Annotated in this window: 18 protein-coding genes; 9 read left to right on the plus strand and 9 right to left on the minus strand. The window is 69.5% G+C overall.

Annotation, left to right across the window (positions count from 1 at the left end):
• The 4 genes from Q2100_RS14265 to Q2100_RS14280 form a co-directional block, all read right to left on the minus strand.
• Positions 1 to 1,119 (minus strand): FAD-dependent oxidoreductase (locus Q2100_RS14265; RefSeq protein ID WP_302914598.1); only part of this gene is annotated, 1,119 nt, incomplete at its 3' end.
• The gene (locus tag Q2100_RS14270) at positions 1,094 to 1,840 is read right to left on the minus strand and encodes an ABC transporter ATP-binding protein (protein WP_302914599.1); all 747 of its coding nucleotides are present in this window, start codon (positions 1,838 to 1,840) and stop codon (positions 1,094 to 1,096) included. The genes Q2100_RS14270 and Q2100_RS14265, both read right to left, overlap by 26 nt.
• Entirely contained in the window at positions 1,837 to 2,724 is an 888-nt protein-coding gene (locus tag Q2100_RS14275) for an ABC transporter permease (RefSeq protein ID WP_328518125.1), read from the minus strand. The genes Q2100_RS14270 and Q2100_RS14275 overlap by 4 nt, the downstream gene beginning before the upstream one ends.
• Positions 2,703 to 3,623, minus strand: a complete 921-nt coding sequence (locus Q2100_RS14280; protein WP_407667627.1) for an ABC transporter substrate-binding protein — start codon at positions 3,621 to 3,623, stop codon at positions 2,703 to 2,705. The genes Q2100_RS14275 and Q2100_RS14280 overlap by 22 nt, the downstream gene beginning before the upstream one ends.
• Positions 3,624 to 3,821: 198 nt before the next feature.
• Here Q2100_RS14280 and Q2100_RS14285 point away from each other — a divergent pair, with 198 nt between their 5' ends.
• The 5 genes from Q2100_RS14285 to trmD all read left to right on the plus strand — a co-directional run bounded on the left by Q2100_RS14285 (position 3,822) and on the right by trmD (position 6,479).
• Entirely contained in the window at positions 3,822 to 4,253 is a 432-nt protein-coding gene (locus Q2100_RS14285) for a nuclear transport factor 2 family protein (RefSeq protein ID WP_302914602.1), read from the plus strand.
• A 197-nt stretch (positions 4,254 to 4,450) separates the two neighbouring features.
• Complete coding sequence (gene rpsP / locus Q2100_RS14290) at positions 4,451 to 4,978, plus strand: 30S ribosomal protein S16 (protein WP_302914603.1); 528 nt, start codon at positions 4,451 to 4,453, stop codon at positions 4,976 to 4,978.
• A gap of 8 nt (positions 4,979 to 4,986) precedes the next feature.
• Positions 4,987 to 5,226 carry an RNA-binding protein gene (locus Q2100_RS14295; protein ID WP_264011389.1) on the plus strand — a complete coding sequence of 80 codons (240 nt, stop codon included), beginning with the start codon at positions 4,987 to 4,989 and terminating at the stop codon, positions 5,224 to 5,226.
• 43 nt (positions 5,227 to 5,269) lie between these two features.
• Positions 5,270 to 5,788 carry a ribosome maturation factor RimM gene (gene rimM / locus Q2100_RS14300; protein ID WP_302914604.1) on the plus strand — a complete coding sequence of 173 codons (519 nt, stop codon included), beginning with the start codon at positions 5,270 to 5,272 and terminating at the stop codon, positions 5,786 to 5,788.
• Between the two features lie 4 nt (positions 5,789 to 5,792).
• On the plus strand, positions 5,793 to 6,479 hold the full coding sequence (trmD, locus tag Q2100_RS14305; protein WP_302914605.1) for a tRNA (guanosine(37)-N1)-methyltransferase TrmD: 687 nt from the start codon (positions 5,793 to 5,795) through the stop codon (positions 6,477 to 6,479).
• Here the strand turns inward: trmD and Q2100_RS14310 are convergent.
• A complete protein-coding gene (locus Q2100_RS14310) occupies positions 6,476 to 7,408 on the minus strand; it encodes a serine hydrolase (protein WP_302914606.1) in 933 nt (310 codons plus the stop codon). The two genes, trmD and Q2100_RS14310, sit on opposite strands and share 4 nt — an antisense overlap.
• Positions 7,409 to 7,700: 292 nt before the next feature.
• On the opposite strand from Q2100_RS14310, the gene rplS reads away from it, so the two are divergent.
• From rplS to Q2100_RS14330, 4 genes are all read left to right on the plus strand, one after another.
• Entirely contained in the window at positions 7,701 to 8,042 is a 342-nt protein-coding gene (rplS, locus tag Q2100_RS14315; RefSeq protein WP_264010512.1) for a 50S ribosomal protein L19, read from the plus strand.
• A gap of 99 nt (positions 8,043 to 8,141) precedes the next feature.
• Positions 8,142 to 8,933: a signal peptidase I gene (lepB, locus tag Q2100_RS14320; RefSeq protein WP_302914611.1), complete on the plus strand. Its 792-nt coding sequence runs from the start codon at positions 8,142 to 8,144 to the stop codon at positions 8,931 to 8,933.
• 41 nt (positions 8,934 to 8,974) lie between these two features.
• Complete coding sequence (locus Q2100_RS14325) at positions 8,975 to 9,712, plus strand: ribonuclease HII (RefSeq protein WP_302914607.1); 738 nt, start codon at positions 8,975 to 8,977, stop codon at positions 9,710 to 9,712.
• A 40-nt stretch (positions 9,713 to 9,752) separates the two neighbouring features.
• Positions 9,753 to 10,058, plus strand: coding sequence for a DUF2469 domain-containing protein (locus tag Q2100_RS14330; protein ID WP_207358246.1), 306 nt, complete (start codon positions 9,753 to 9,755; stop codon positions 10,056 to 10,058).
• Positions 10,059 to 10,064: 6 nt separating this feature from the next.
• On the opposite strand, the gene Q2100_RS14335 is transcribed toward Q2100_RS14330, so the two are convergent.
• The 4 genes from Q2100_RS14335 to Q2100_RS14350 all read right to left on the minus strand — a co-directional run bounded on the left by Q2100_RS14335 (position 10,065) and on the right by Q2100_RS14350 (position 14,008).
• Complete coding sequence (locus Q2100_RS14335; RefSeq protein ID WP_407667626.1) at positions 10,065 to 10,691, minus strand: sigma-70 family RNA polymerase sigma factor; 627 nt, start codon at positions 10,689 to 10,691, stop codon at positions 10,065 to 10,067.
• Between the two features lie 112 nt (positions 10,692 to 10,803).
• Complete coding sequence (locus Q2100_RS14340; protein ID WP_302914608.1) at positions 10,804 to 11,301, minus strand: Rv2253/PknI dimerization domain-containing protein; 498 nt, start codon at positions 11,299 to 11,301, stop codon at positions 10,804 to 10,806.
• Entirely contained in the window at positions 11,298 to 12,869 is a 1,572-nt protein-coding gene (locus Q2100_RS14345; protein ID WP_302914609.1) for an MCE family protein, read from the minus strand. Before Q2100_RS14345 ends, Q2100_RS14340 begins: the two co-directional genes overlap by 4 nt.
• Positions 12,869 to 14,008 carry an MCE family protein gene (locus Q2100_RS14350; RefSeq protein ID WP_302914613.1) on the minus strand — a complete coding sequence of 380 codons (1,140 nt, stop codon included), beginning with the start codon at positions 14,006 to 14,008 and terminating at the stop codon, positions 12,869 to 12,871. Before Q2100_RS14350 ends, Q2100_RS14345 begins: the two co-directional genes overlap by 1 nt.
• Positions 14,009 to 14,130 lie beyond the last annotated feature (122 nt).

Consider the following 14,130-nt stretch of genomic DNA (forward strand, 5'->3'; position numbering starts at 1 on the left):
CCCGGAGGCGATCGCCCATGACCCGTTGCGGCTGCCGCCACCGCTGACCGCGCCGGTGACCAGTTCGCGCGTCGCGGCGTCACCGGCGGCGAACACGCCGGGAACCGTTGTCGCACAATCGGGCCCGGTGATGCGCAGTCCGCCGGTGCCGCGCACGCTGCCCTCGTAGACCATCCGCACCGGGTAGGCCGTCGTGAACGGGTCGATGCCCGCCTTGTCCAGGGGCAGGAAGTAGTTGGGCTGCGCGTCGCGCATCGTCTGCCGGACGTGGGCGGGGGCCCGGTCGAGCCGGGCGAACACCCGCCTGCCGTGCGCCAGCGCCCACTGCGCATCCTGCCGTCCGGTCAGGCCCGGCCGCGTGGCCAGCGGTTGCCCGTCCTCGTCGTAGAAGCTGCCCCACTGCAGCATCCGGCCCTTGGTGTGCCCACCCCACTCCGGCGCCAGCGCATACGCGCTGCTGAACTCCATGCCGGACAGGTGTGCGCCGTGCTCGGCCGCCATCAGCAGGCCGTCGCCGGTGTCGACGTTGGTGCCGAAGGTCCCGGACAGGAAGGCGGTGCCGCCGGTGGCGATGACCACCGCGCCCGCACGGATCCGCCACGGCCGTCCGCCGTCCTGCCGCGCGATGCCCGCGGCGCCGTCGACGACGCCGTCGCGGTCGGTGGTCAGCTCGAGTGCCGGGTGGTGGTCGAGGATCCGCACGCCGCTGCGGTGGGTCCGGCGCCGCATCCGGCGCATGTACTCGGGTCCCTGCAGGCTGCTGCGCAACGGTTCACCGTCGAGACCCACCGGGAACGGATAGCCCCACTGCGCCAGGTGTTCGATGCGTTCCCATGAGGTGGCGAGCACCCGCGACATCCAGTCCTGATCGGTGATGCCGCCGGCCACGGCCTGATGGCGGCGGACCGCGTCGTCGCGCGGGGACCCCGGCGGCACCAGCCACAGATTGTTGCCCCCGGCCGCGGTGGCCCCGCTCGTTCCGCAGTAGCCCTTGTCCACCAGCGTGACGCGGCTGCCGCTCTCGGCCGCCGAGATCGCCGCCCAGGTGGCGGCGGGGCCGCCGCCGAGCACGAGGACGTCGGTGTCGTGGACGTCAGGGGACGGCGTTGTGCCGGTCATCGCCCACCTCCTCGCGCACTCCCAGTTCGGCGAGCAGATCGCTGCGCAGCTCGGCGAAGCCGGCGTCGCCCCGGGTACGCGGAAAGGGCAGTTCGACAGGGCGATTCAGCGACACCCGCCCACCGGAGAGCACCACCACCCGGTCGGCCAGCAGGATCGCCTCGTCGACATCGTGGGTGACGTGCAGCACCGCCATCCGCCTGCGCGCCCACAGTTCGTGCAGCAGCTTGTACATCTTGATCCGGGTGAGCGCGTCGAGCGCCCCGAACGGCTCGTCGAGCAGCATCAGGTCGGGTTCCCGGACGAGCGCGCGCGCCAGCGCGACCCGCTGGGCCTCGCCGCCGGACAGCGACAGCGGCCATGCAGCGGCCTTGTCGGTCAGGCCCACCTCGGCCAGAGCCGAGCGACCGCGGTCGGTCCGGCTCGGCGCGTCCGGCCCGCGGTCGGTCAGCGCGAAGGTGACGTTCTTCAGCGCCCGGCGCCAGGGCAGCAGCCGCGGGTTCTGGAACACCACGGCCCGCGACTTCGGCGCCACCACCGATCCGGTGACCTGGTGGTCGAGACCGGCCAGGATCCGCAGCAGGGTGCTCTTGCCGGAACCCGAGCGGCCCAGCATCGCGACGAATTCGCCCTCGGCGATGTCGAGGTCGAGGTCGTCGAGCACCCGTTGCGCCCCGAATGCCCGGCGCAGCCCCCGGACGGTCACCACCGGATCGCTCATGCGGTGCCCTCGAAACCGGTGAACCCGTTGCGCCAGGACAACAGCAGCCGTTCCAGCACCCGCACCAGTGAGTACGACGCCAGGCCCGCCACCGCGTAGATCACGATCACCAGCAGCGAGACGTCGAACTGCAGATTGGTCTGCGCGCGCGACATCAGGAAACCGATGCCCTCGGTGGTGTTGATCATCTCGGCGAAGATCAGGCTCAGCCACGCGCTCGACAGCCCGAGGCGAAGGCCGACGAGGAAATTCGGCATCGCGCCGGGCAGGATGACCTGGGTGATCAGCGTGGACCTGCGCGCCTCGAGGGTCTGGGCCATCTCGACCAGCTGCTGGTCCACACCGCGGATTCCCGCGTAGGTGTTGATGTAGATGGCGATCGCGACGCCGAGGGTGATGAGCACGATCTTGGGGCCCTCACCGATGCCCATCCAGATGATCAACAACGGGGTGAGCGCGAAATTCGGTACGGCCTTGAGGATCTGCATCGTCCAGTCGAGCAGGTCCTCACCGGTGCGGGTGAGGCCCGCCAGCACCGCCAGCAGCACACCGAACAGGATGCCCAGCACGGTGCCGGTGAGCACCCGGGTCGCCGACACCCCGACGTGCAGGGCGAGCTGGCCGTCGGACAGCAGTCGCCACGCGGTGCCGGCGACGTGTGCCGGATTGGGGAACAGATCCGGGTTGAGCAGACCGGTGGTCGACCCGATGGTCCACGCCGCCAGGATCAGCACCGGGCTCACCATGCGGCGCACCGGGCGCGGGATCCTGGCCCACATGCCGCGCCGGCGGCGGTGCCCGGCGACGACGTCGATCAACTCGGGTGCCGGGGCGCCGGGGCGTGCAGGCGCGACCGTGGCCGTCACTGCTTCGCCCCGGCCCATTCACGCACCGAGTACTCGTTCTCCAGTGACCCGTCGGCGTTGAGGAACTCGTAGGCCGCCTCGAGCTGGTCCACGCCCTCGGCGGGGAACGGTTCGGTGTTGAACTCGTCCTTCTTCGTCGCCTGTTTGACGAAGTCCAGCTGCGTTCCGTCGGTCTGGGCGACCCAGGCGAGGTAGGCGTCGAAGTTCTCGGTGATGTCGACATTGACCGCGGTGACGGCCTTGCGCCAGGCGTCGGCGAACTCGGGGTGCGCCTCGGTGAAGGTGTTGAGCGCGATGTTGGTGCCGGTGCTGCCGAAGCCGTGCCGCGACAGACTGTCGATGACGGGGAAGCCCTTGTTCTCCAGTTCGATCGCGCTGGCCCCGGTGACGACGGTGGCGTCGATCTGGCCCGAGCTCAACCCGGCGATGGATTCGGGTGTCGGCACGTCGCGGACCTGGATTTTTCCGGTGAGCCCGGCAGCGGCGATCAGCTGCTTGGCCGCCCGGTCGCGGATGGTGCCCTGCGGTGCGGTGACCGACTTGCCGACCAAGCCCGCGATGTCGGTGGGTCCGCCCTTGGCGCCCACCAGCCACGCGTCACCGTTGATCGAATCTAGGCTCAGCAGCACGACTTTCGGGTCTCTGCTGCGGGCGCGCAGGGCGGGGTTGTCCCCGATGGCGGCGACGTCGACGGCGCCGGCGAACAGCGCCGAGGCGACATCGCTGCCGGACTGGAAGAACGAGTACTCGATCTTGTCGACGCCGGCGGCCTTGAGCTGCTCGGAAAGGATGCCCTCCTTGTCGCCCCACCCCAGCGACCCGGCGGGGGTCCCGGTGGGAGAGGTCGCGCCGATGCGCAGTGTGTAGCCGGTGCCGTCGTCGTCATTGGCGCAGGCGACGACCGTCGCGAGGAGCAGTGCTGATGCCGCGGCGAGGCGTGAAAGACGGTTGAACACAGGAGAACTCCGAAGGTGAGGTGACGCGCGGGAACGCGGCGTCGGCGGGGCCCGTTTCGAGGGCTCGCTGTAGTACACGTCGATCGCGGGGTCCGGTCGATCCTTTGAATCACGTTGACCGCAAGATCACCGGCCGCTGCGGTCGTGTTGAATGACGCCATGTTGTCGCAGGCGGAGATCTCGGACCGGCTCGAGATCCAGCAGTTGCTGATCACCTACTCCGAGGCGATCGACCGGCGACGGTTCGACGAGCTCGACGAGGTGTTCGTGCCCGACGCCTACATCGACTACCGGGCCACCGGTGGCATCGACGGCCGCTACCCGGAGGTCAAGACCTGGCTGGCCGATGTGCTGCCGAAGTTCTTCAGCGGCTACGCCCACATGCTGGGGCTGCCGGCCATCAAGCTGGGCGGCGACCTCGGAGAAGACAGAGCCACGGCCCGCACGTTCTGCTTCAACCCGATGGTGTTCGCCGGCGAAAGGCCGACGACCATGCTGATCGGCCTCTGGTACGAGGACGAGTTCGTCCGCGCCGACCCCGGCTGGCGGATGAGCAGGCGCGTCGAGGTGAAGTGCTTCGACAAGCAGTGACGCCGCGATTTCCGCTTGACCTGTCCGTTCTGGCACAATAGGCGGCTGTCTACCGGGCGACCCGCCCTGTGCGATCAGCCTCCGGCTTCTCGCGGGGTGCTTGTCCGGTGGTCACACACGCAAGGCAAAACCGGACCGGGCATCCCGCCCGCGTCGCTTGAATTGCAAGCGTGGCAGACACAGGAGAATCGCCACAGATGGCTGTCAAGATCAAACTTGCTCGTTTCGGCAAGATCCGCAACCCCCAGTACCGCATCGCCGTCGCCGACGCGCGCAACCGCCGCGACGGCCGGTCCATCGAGGTCATCGGCCGGTACCACCCGAAGGAAGAGCCGAGCCTCATCGAGATCGACTCCGAGCGCGCGCAGTACTGGCTGGGCGTCGGCGCCCAGCCCACCGAACCGGTGCTGGCACTGCTGAAGATCACCGGCGACTGGCAGAAGTTCAAGGGTCTGCCCGGCGCGGAGGGCACCCTGAAGGTCAAGGAGCCCAAGCCCAGCAAGCTCGACCTGTTCAACGCTGCGCTGGCCGAGGCCGACGGCGGCTCCGGCGCCGAGGCCACCCAGCCGAAGAAGAAGAAGGCGCCCGCCAAGAAGGCCGCCTCCGACATCGAGGCGACCGCCGATCCGTCCGGTTCGGCCGACAAGTCCGAGCCCGCGGCCGAAGGCGCTGACGCCACCGTCGCCGGCGCCACCGGCGCTGAGCCCTCGTCGGCCGAGAGCTGAGCGCGGTCGTGACTGTCGTCGTCGACGCCGTCGAGCATCTGGTGCGCGGAATCGTGGACAACCCCGATGACGTGCAGGTCGACCTGGTGACCAACCGGCGTGGCCGCACCGTCGAGGTGCACGTCCATCCCGACGATCTCGGCAAGGTGATCGGGCGCGGCGGGCGTACCGCGACGGCGCTGCGCACCCTGGTCGCCGGGATCGGTGGCCGGGGCATCCGCGTCGACGTGGTGGACACCGACCAGTAGTCCCCCTGCCCCTGGGCAGGGCCGAAACGACTCGGGGAACACGATGGACCTGGTAGTCGGTCGTGTCGCCAAGGCGCACGGCGTCACGGGCGAATTCGTCGTCGACGTCCGCACCGACGATCCGGAAGGCCGATTCGTCGCCGGCGCCCGGCTGCGTGGCCGCTCGAAGGCCGGCCCCGAACGCGAGTTCGTGGTCGAGTCGGTGCGCCCCCACGGCGGGCGGCTGCTGGTCCGGGTGCAGGGCGTGGCCGACCGCACCGCCGCCGACGCGCTGCGCGGCACGGTGTTCCTCGTCGATTCCGCGGACCTGCCACCGATCGAGGAGCCCGACGAGTACTACGACCACCAGCTCGAGGGTCTGACCGTGCGCACCGTCGGGGGGCTCGAGGTGGGCACGGTGACCGAGGTGCTGCACACCGCGGGCGGCGAGCTGCTCGCGGTGCGCCGGTCAGGCGGCGCGGAGGTACTGGTCCCGTTCGTGGCCGCCATCGTCACCTCGGTGTCGCTGGCCGACGGCTCCGTCGAGATCGACCCGCCCGAGGGCCTGCTGGAGATGAACTGACGGCATGCGGATAGACGTCATCACGATCTTCCCGCGATTCCTCGATCCGCTGCGGGAGTCGTTGCCCGGCAGGGCGATCGAGGCCGGCCACATCCAGTTCGGCGTACACGACCTGCGGCGGTGGACCCATGACGTGCACCGGTCGGTGGACGACTCGCCCTACGGCGGAGGCCCCGGCATGGTGATGAAGGCGCCGGTGTGGGGCGATGCGCTCGACGAGATCTGCACCCCCGACACGCTTCTGGTCGTCCCGACGCCGGCAGGCCGGCTCTTCGATCAGGCCACGGCGCGGCGGTGGACGGCCGAACGGCACCTGGTGTTCGCCTGCGGCCGTTACGAGGGCATCGACCAGCGGGTTGCCGACGACGCCGCGAGGCGCATGCGGGTCGAGGAGGTGTCGATCGGCGACTACGTGCTCACCGGGGGCGAGTCCGCGGCGATCGTGATGGTCGAGGCGGTGGTGCGGCTGCTGCCCAACGTGCTCGGCAACCCGGCGTCGCACCAGGACGACTCGCACTCCGACGGGCTGCTGGAGGGCCCCAGCTACACGCGGCCGCCGACGTGGCGCGACCTGACGGTGCCCGAGGTGCTGCTGTCGGGCGATCACGCCAAGATCGCCGCGTGGCGGCGGGAGCAGGCGGTGCAGCGCACCAGGGACCGCAGGCCCGATCTGCTCGGCGGCGACTCCTAGGAGATCCTGCCGCCGGGGAACATCGTCCGGACGAACTGCGTGATCGTCTCGCGGGCCACCGCGGGGCCGGCGGGCTGGTCCGAGCCCACCACCATCACGTACCGCCGGTCCTGGCCGACGATGCCGGTGGACAGGTGCATCCAGTCCGACCCGACGCAGCACATCCAGCCCTGCTTGTAGCCGACCCGCTCGCCCGGCAACCCGTCGGGGATGCCGAAGCGCTGGGGATAGGTCCCGCCCGGCTGGGTTCCGTCGAGTCCGGTGGGCGCCGCCGAATACAGGTCGCCGACGATCATGTCGGCCTTGTCGGGAGGCAGCCCCCCTGCGCCGGAGAGCAGCATGTCGTAGAAGCGCACCAGGTCGGCGGCCGTGCTGATGGTGTTGTACCAGAGCCCGTTGCTCGGTGGGCGGGTGCCGCGCAGGCCGTAGCGGGCGGCCACCTTCGTCACGATCGAGCTGGCGCCGTAGCGGTTCCAGAACACCTCGGCGGCGCTGTCGTCGGAGGAGCGCAGCATGGCGTCGAACAGCGTGCGGTCCTCCGGCGAGAGCGGTGCGTCGCTGCGCAGCATCTCGTCGGCGATGAAGAGCTTGACCACCGATGCGATGGCGATGCCGCGCGTGTTGCCGTTGGACACCGTCAGGCCTGTGTTGCGGTCGAGCACCAGGGCGGTGATGTCGGCCCCTGCGTCGGCGGCCTCCGCGGTGGCCTGCTGCGCGCGGTCGGCCAGCCCGTCGAAGCTGGCGGCAGGCTGGTCGGGCGGCGCGATCGGCAGCGGGGCCAAGCTGCCTTCCGGCGCCACCACCGTCAGGTGCGGGGCTTCGGCCGGAGGCGGCGGCGTGCCATACACCCGCGCCTCGCACCCGGAGATCGTGAGCGCCGCGGCCAGCAGGGCTGCGCCGGCCGTCACGACCCTGCACGGCCGTCGCATATCTCTCCTCGGCATACTTTTCGGGAGTCGTCGGAACCGGCGGTCGCACCGTTGCCCTGGCCGGTGATTCCAGCCTAACGGCTCGGTGGGGGGCACGCCCGCCCGCCTTTTCGCACCGGCGATTTCACTGCAACGGTGCCCGTCTGGCACAATTGAGCAGTTGTCCGCAGCGGCCGGGTACGTCCGTGTGCTGCGTGATACACCTCGAAACGCCCGGAACACCCCGGCACGGTGGCGCGCCGCACTGCGACAGCCTGCCCCGACGCCGCGAACAAACAAGGAAGTGTCACCGATGAACACGCTGGACTTCGTCGACCAGACGTCGCTGCGCGACGACATCCCGGCTTTCGGCCCCGGCGACACCATCAATGTCCACGTGAAGGTCATCGAGGGGTCCAAGGAGCGCATCCAGGTCTTCAAGGGTGTGGTCATCCGCCGCCAAGGTGGTGGCATCCGCGAGACCTTCACGGTCCGCAAGGAGAGCTACGGCGTCGGCGTCGAGCGCACCTTCCCGGTGCACTCGCCCAACGTCGACCACGTCGACGTGGTGACCCGCGGTGACGTCCGCCGGGCCAAGCTGTACTACCTGCGCGAATTGCGTGGCAAGAAGGCGAAGATCAAGGAAAAGCGCTGACTTGCCGCGCTGTGCCCGTTGCGACGGTCGGCACGCCACGCTGGCTAGTCTGACCTGGTGACCCGATCCAGCGACCCCGCCGACCCCCCAGCCGACGGGATGGCCGAGGACGCCGTCGACGAAGCGGGACCGGATCGCGAGCAGGACAAGCCGGACCGCAAGCGCGGAGCGCTGCGCGAGGGCGCGATCCTCGTCTCCATCGCGCTGGTTCTGTACTACGTGATGCTGACGTTCGTCGCGCGGCCCTACCTGATCCCGTCGGAGTCCATGGAGCCGACGCTGCACGGATGTCCCGGCTGTGTGGGTGACCGCATCATGGTCGACAAGCTGACCTACCGGTTCACCCAGCCCGAACCCGGTGACGTCGTCGTGTTCAAGGGCCCGCCGAACTGGAACATCGGCTACAAGTCGATCCGGTCGGACAACACCGCGATCCGTTTGGTGCAGAACGCGCTGTCGTTCGTCGGCTTCGTGCCGCCGGACGAGAACGACTTGGTCAAACGTGTGATCGCGACGGGCGGGCAGACGGTGGAGTGCCGCGCCGCGACCGGGCTGACGGTCAACGGCAAGCGGCTCGACGAGCCGTACCTGGACCCGCAGACCATGATGGCCGATCCCGCCATCTACCCCTGTCTGGGCAACGAGTTCGGGCCGGTCACCGTGCCGGCCGACAGGGTGTGGGTGATGGGCGACAACCGCACCCACTCCGCCGATTCCCGGGCGCACTGCAGCAACCAGCCGGCCGACGCGCAGCGCGGGCTGCTGTGCACGGGCGACCCGACGGCGGGCACCGTGCCGGTGGACAATGTGATCGGTAAGGCGCGGTTCATCGCGTGGCCGCCGTCGCGGTGGGGCGGGGTCGGCTCGGTGAACCCCCAGACGGATTCCTAGCGGCGGCGATCGAGCCGCGGCGCAAGATGCGGAGGCTGAGCGTGCCGGCGACCTGGCCGCCCCGGGCGGTGATGCGGAAGTCCGCCGGACTGCGCACCCTCGAATCGGCGCTGTACCGCGGTGGGCTCGGGCCCGTCGCGGGTGTCGACGAGGTGGGCCGCGGTGCCTGCGCCGGACCGCTGGTCGTCGCGGCGTGTGTGCTCGGCCCGAACAGGCTGGAGAGCCTCGCCGCCCTCGACGACTCCAAGAAGCTGGGCGAGAAGGAGCGCGAGCGGCTGTTCCCGCTGATCCGCCGCTACGCGCTGGCCTATCACGTGGTGTTCATCTCCTCGACCGAGGTCGACCGCCGCGGTGTGCACGTCGCGAACATCGAAGGGATGCGCCGTGCGGTGGCAGGCCTGCCGGTGCGGCCGGGGTATGTGCTGTCCGACGGGTTCCGGGTGCCGGGGCTGCCCATGCCGTCACTGCCGGTGATCGGTGGGGACGCCGCGGCGGCGTGCATCGCGGCCGCGAGCGTGCTGGCGAAGGTGAGCCGGGACCGGCTGATGGTCGCGATGGAGGACGAGCATCCCGGTTACGGGTTCGCCCTGCACAAGGGCTACTGCACGTCGACGCACACCGCGGCGCTGGCCGAGCTGGGGCCCTGTCCCGAACACCGCTATTCGTTTGTGAACGTGCGCCGCGCGGGTAGCCGCACCGAGGTGGTGGTGCGCGACGTCCCCGGCGGAGTATTGGACGCGCTGGATCTGGAGCCGGAGCAGCGGGGCGACGTCGGGTGAGGAAAGATGACATGAACCGAGCAGAAGGACAGCGCAGCCCATGAGTGCCGAGGATCTCGAGAAGTATGAAACCGAGATGGAGCTCTCGCTGTACCGCGAATACAAGGACATCGTCGGTCAGTTCAGCTATGTCGTGGAGACCGAACGGCGGTTCTACCTGGCCAACAGCGTCGAGATGGTGCCGCGCAACGCCAACGGCGAGGTGTACTTCGAGCTGCGGCTCTCCGACGCCTGGGTGTGGGACATGTACCGGCCCGCGCGGTTCGTCAAACAGGTGCGGGTGATCACCTTCAAGGACGTCAACATCGAAGAGGTCGAGAAGCCGGAGCTTCGGCTGCCGGAGTGAGGCGGTTCAGGACGCGACGGCGACCGGCGCCAGGTAGCCGCGTTCCGCGGCGACGTCGGTGAGCAGTCGGCGAAGCTGCCGCCTGCCGCGGTGCACCCTCGACATCACGGTGCCCAGCGGCACGGCCATGATGTCGGCGATCTCCTGGTATTTGAAGCCCTCGACGTCGGCGTAGTACACCGCGAGCCGCTGGCCCTCCGGCAGTGCGTCCAGCGCGGCCCGGACGTTGTCGTCGGTCATCGCCGCAAGGGCCTCCAGTTCGGCCGACGGCCGCATCGCCGCCGTTGCGTAGAACTGGGCGTCGGTCAGCTCGTCGGTGAGGAACTCGTCGGGCCGACGCTGGGATGTCCGGTAGGCGCCGATCCAGGCGTTGCTCATGATGCGGAACAGCCAGGCCCGCAGGTTGCTGCCCTCGCGGAAGGTGGCGAAGCCGACGTAGGCCTTCATCATCGTCTCCTGCACCAGGTCCTCGGCGTCGACCCGGCTGCGGGTGTGGCGCAGTGCGCCCCGGAACAGCTGGTCGACGTAGGGCAGTGCGTCCCGCTCGAATCGCGCGGCCAGCTCCGCGTCGATCGCGGTCGGACCGCACGAGCGCAGAATTCGTTCTCGGGCAATCATTTCCGTAGCAACCATGTCCGTCATCCCTTTCGAGTCGGTACGGGAATGACGCTATGGCCACCGGGGTGCGGCCGGAATGCTGCTGGCCTCACAGCCTGGTGGGGGTTAGCACTACCTCGCGGAGCGGTCAGCCCGTCCTGGTGAGGGTGAAGGGCATCCGCACGTTCAGCCATCTGTTGACCCCGCACGCGCCGCTGGGCCCGGTGGTCTCGTCGAATCCGGTGAGCCGGTCATGGCGATCGGGTGCGTCGAGGCGGGCCGCCCAGAAGGTGAACGACTGCTCGCCCGGTGCAGTCGTTCCGTCCGGGCACCGCTGCCAGTCCCGGATGACGTGCACGGCCCGCCACCGCTGGCTCTGGTACACCAGGTCAGCGGTCCACCCCTGGTCGCTGGTAACGGTGCCGGTGCAGTCCTGGTAGGTGGTGCACGACGAGGTGAGGGTCCACCTGCTGGTCACGTCGGCCTGGTAGGCCATGATCTCGTTCGTCTTGGCCCACAGGCCGTCGGAGAACGCGGTGAACGTGCCGTTGAGGGCGACCTCGTCGCCGGTGGCGCCTGCCGGTGCCGCGGCGACCCCGGCCGATGCGACGAGCGCGGCGACCAGCAGCGCCGGCGGGCGGGTCATCCGGCATCCGAGTAGACGAGGTTCTGCCAGGTCTTCGGGGTTCCGGGGGCCACCACATCGGCCTGCTCGGATATTTCGCCGGTCGGGGATGCGTACTGACCGGTGGTCGGGTCGTAGCGTGCGACGGCAACCGACGCGCTGCCGGAACCGGAATCGGAATCGGAATCGGAATCGGAATCGGAATCGGTGGAGTATCCGCTCGGCGCGGCGGCCGGTCCGGGCGGCGGTCCCGTCGGTGGCGGATCCGCGGGCGGGGGCGCTAAGGGCGGCGTTCCACCGAGAGGTCCGAAGATCCGCTCGTCGACATCGACCCGCCCGTCCGGCGGGACGCCCTGCGCGATCAGATTCGGGTCGAGCGGATACGGGCCCAGCGCGTGCTGCCGGGCGGCCAGCGGCTGAAAAGGCTTGTCGCTCTTGCACTCGGCGACAGTCGGCGCATATTTGCCGGGTTTGTCCATGCACGGGAAATTGCGGGCGCCGCGTACGGCGACCGGAGAGTCCTGCGGCAGCTTGCAATAGAGACCGTCGGGAGTGTCGATGGTGGTCGTGTCTGCCGGGGACCGCCACTGCGACGGCGGCAGGAAGCCGACGGTGCAGGACGGCGGGTCACTGACCGAGATGCGGAAGTCGCCGATCGGGATGCCGGTGGCGTTGTTGCTGCCGACCGCCGACTGGTACATCGCCGACGCGGGCGGCAACAGCACGAGTAGCTGCTCGAGGCCCGGCCGGTAGGTCACCGCAACCTGACCCAGTGACGTCATGTTGGCCAGCAGCACCGGCAGCGTGGGACGTACCTGTTCGAGCAGTCGCGAGACCTCCTGCGCGGCAGCGGGTCCGGTTTGCAGCAGGGTGCGGACCTGCGGGTCGTTCGCCACCAGTTGGCCACTCACCCCGGCCAGCCGCTTCGACCAGGTGCGCAGGGAATCGGCACTGACGGCCTGACCGTCGAGCACCGGACCGGTGTCCTCGATGAGTGTTGCCGTCCGGTCGGCCACCGCATCGGTGTCACCTGCGATGCGCGACGCCGAATCCATCAGGGACTGCAGGTCGTACGCGGCGCCGTCGAACGCCGCGAAGGACTCGTCCAGCAGTACGGTCAGCCTGTCCTTCGGGATGCTCGTGATCAGGGCGCTCAGCCGGTCGATCATCGGCGCCACCTCCTGCGGTACGACCACCGCCGCGGCCGGTATCACCGAGCCGTCGCGAAGGTAGGGGCCGCTGCGGGTACGCGGCTGCAGGTCCACGTACTGCTCGCCGACCGCGGAGACACTGCGCACCTCGGCCTGCAGATCGGCGGGCACCGGTGGCGACGTCGCCAGCGACAGCGTGGCCACGGCACCTCCGCGGTTCACGTCGACGCCCGTCACCCTGCCGATCTGCACACCGCGGTAGGTGACGTTCGCGAAGCGGTAGAGGCCGCCGGCGTTGGGCATTTCGAGTGTCACGTCGATGCGCCCGACACCGAGCATCGTCGGAGCCTGTACGTATTTGACGACCATCACTGTGACGGCGACGATCGAGGCGATGGTGAACACGACCAACTGGATCTTGATCAGGCGGGTCAACATCAGCCACCACCCCCCGGCGGCGGCGGCGGCCCCGGCGGAGTGGGCGGGGCGGTGGGCAGCCGCTCTGGTCCCAGCACCCCCACGGGCGGGGCGACGGCCTCGCCCAACGGATTCTTGGAGTAGAACGAGGCATAGCCCGGGTCGCCCGGGGCGGGCACCAGCGGGGCGTTCTCGTCGCCGAAGGACGTGCCTGCCAACAGGCCCCGCTTGAAACGCCCGAGCGTCAGGTCGACGGTGACGAACAGATTCATGTAGTCGCCGCGGATACCGCGGTCGATGATGTTCTGGTTCAGCGGGAATGTCGTGGCGAAGCCGAGCGCCTGACTGATCTCCGGTCCGACGTCGACCAGTGCCCGCAGGGTCGGTGCGAGATGCCGCAGGTTCTCCAGGAGGTCCGCCTTGACGGAGCCGGTGACAGCGGTTGCGGTGTCGCTGAAGGCGCGCAGGCTGTTCAGCGCCTCGATCAAGCGGGGGCGCTCGCGCAGCAGCACGTCGAGTGCTGCGGGGACCTCGTCGAGTGCCCGGCTGATGACGTCGCGCTGGCCGGCCATCGCCGCGGCGAACCTGTTCAGTTCGGTGACCGTCGCGATGATGTTGTCGCGCTGGTCGTTCAGGGTGCCGACGAAGGTGTCGAGCCGGCCGAGCAGGTCGCGGATGTCGCTCTGGCGACCGGCGAACGCGGCGTTGAGGGAGTGGATGATGTCGCCCATCTGGCCAAGCCCACCTGCGTTGACCACCGCCGAGAGCGCGGCGAGGGTCTGCTCGGTCGAGGGGTAGGTCGACGAGCGGTTCAGCGGGATCGTCGCGCCGGCGTCGAGCACACCGCTGGGCGGCTGACCGACCGGGGGCGTCAGCTCCAGATGCATGGAACCCAGCAGGCTGGTCTGGCCCACCGTCGCCGCGGCATTGGCAGGGATGTCGACGCCGGGGCGCACCGAGATCTCCACGTCGGCGTGTCGGCCCGCGACGCGGATGTGCCGGACGCTGCCGATGACGACATCGTTGATCATGACGGGCGAATTCGGTTCGAGTGTACCCACATTCGCCAGTTCGACGGTGTATGACGCACCGCCGCCGACCGTCCCCGGCAACGTCAGCGAGTTGACGCCCTGGAAACTGCATCCCGTCACGCAGACCATCGCGGTCGTGGTGACCGCGATGGCACGCCGGCCGATCGTTCGCAGCGTCACGGTGAGGGCCTCTCGGCGGGCAGGAGCATGGCGGGCAGGCCGGCGGGCGGCGGGGGCGGCGCGGATGGGCC

The organism is Mycolicibacterium arseniciresistens, assembly GCF_030519285.1.
In the GTDB taxonomy this organism is placed as follows: Bacteria; Actinomycetota; Actinomycetes; order Mycobacteriales; family Mycobacteriaceae; genus Mycobacterium; species Mycobacterium arseniciresistens.

Excerpts from the sequence above, each read along its gene's own strand:
- Q2100_RS14270 (WP_302914599.1), bottom strand. The coding sequence starts at position 1,840 with ATGAGCGATCCGGTGGTGACCGTCCGGGGGCTGCGCCGGGCATTCGGG.
- Q2100_RS14275 (WP_328518125.1), bottom strand. The coding sequence starts at position 2,724 with ATGGGCCGGGGCGAAGCAGTGACGGCCACGGTCGCGCCTGCACGCCCC.
- Q2100_RS14285 (WP_302914602.1), top strand. The coding sequence starts at position 3,822 with ATGTTGTCGCAGGCGGAGATCTCGGACCGGCTCGAGATCCAGCAGTTG.
- rpsP (WP_302914603.1), top strand. The coding sequence starts at position 4,451 with ATGGCTGTCAAGATCAAACTTGCTCGTTTCGGCAAGATCCGCAACCCC.
- rimM (WP_302914604.1), top strand. The coding sequence starts at position 5,270 with ATGGACCTGGTAGTCGGTCGTGTCGCCAAGGCGCACGGCGTCACGGGC.
- trmD (WP_302914605.1), top strand. The coding sequence starts at position 5,793 with ATGCGGATAGACGTCATCACGATCTTCCCGCGATTCCTCGATCCGCTG.
- Q2100_RS14310 (WP_302914606.1), bottom strand. The coding sequence starts at position 7,408 with ATGCGACGGCCGTGCAGGGTCGTGACGGCCGGCGCAGCCCTGCTGGCC.
- rplS (WP_264010512.1), top strand. The coding sequence starts at position 7,701 with ATGAACACGCTGGACTTCGTCGACCAGACGTCGCTGCGCGACGACATC.
- lepB (WP_302914611.1), top strand. The coding sequence starts at position 8,142 with ATGGCCGAGGACGCCGTCGACGAAGCGGGACCGGATCGCGAGCAGGAC.
- Q2100_RS14330 (WP_207358246.1), top strand. The coding sequence starts at position 9,753 with ATGAGTGCCGAGGATCTCGAGAAGTATGAAACCGAGATGGAGCTCTCG.
- Q2100_RS14335 (WP_407667626.1), bottom strand. The coding sequence starts at position 10,691 with ATGGTTGCTACGGAAATGATTGCCCGAGAACGAATTCTGCGCTCGTGC.
- Q2100_RS14340 (WP_302914608.1), bottom strand. The coding sequence starts at position 11,301 with ATGACCCGCCCGCCGGCGCTGCTGGTCGCCGCGCTCGTCGCATCGGCC.
- Q2100_RS14345 (WP_302914609.1), bottom strand. The coding sequence starts at position 12,869 with ATGTTGACCCGCCTGATCAAGATCCAGTTGGTCGTGTTCACCATCGCC.
- Q2100_RS14350 (WP_302914613.1), bottom strand. The coding sequence starts at position 14,008 with ATGGTCTGCGTGACGGGATGCAGTTTCCAGGGCGTCAACTCGCTGACG.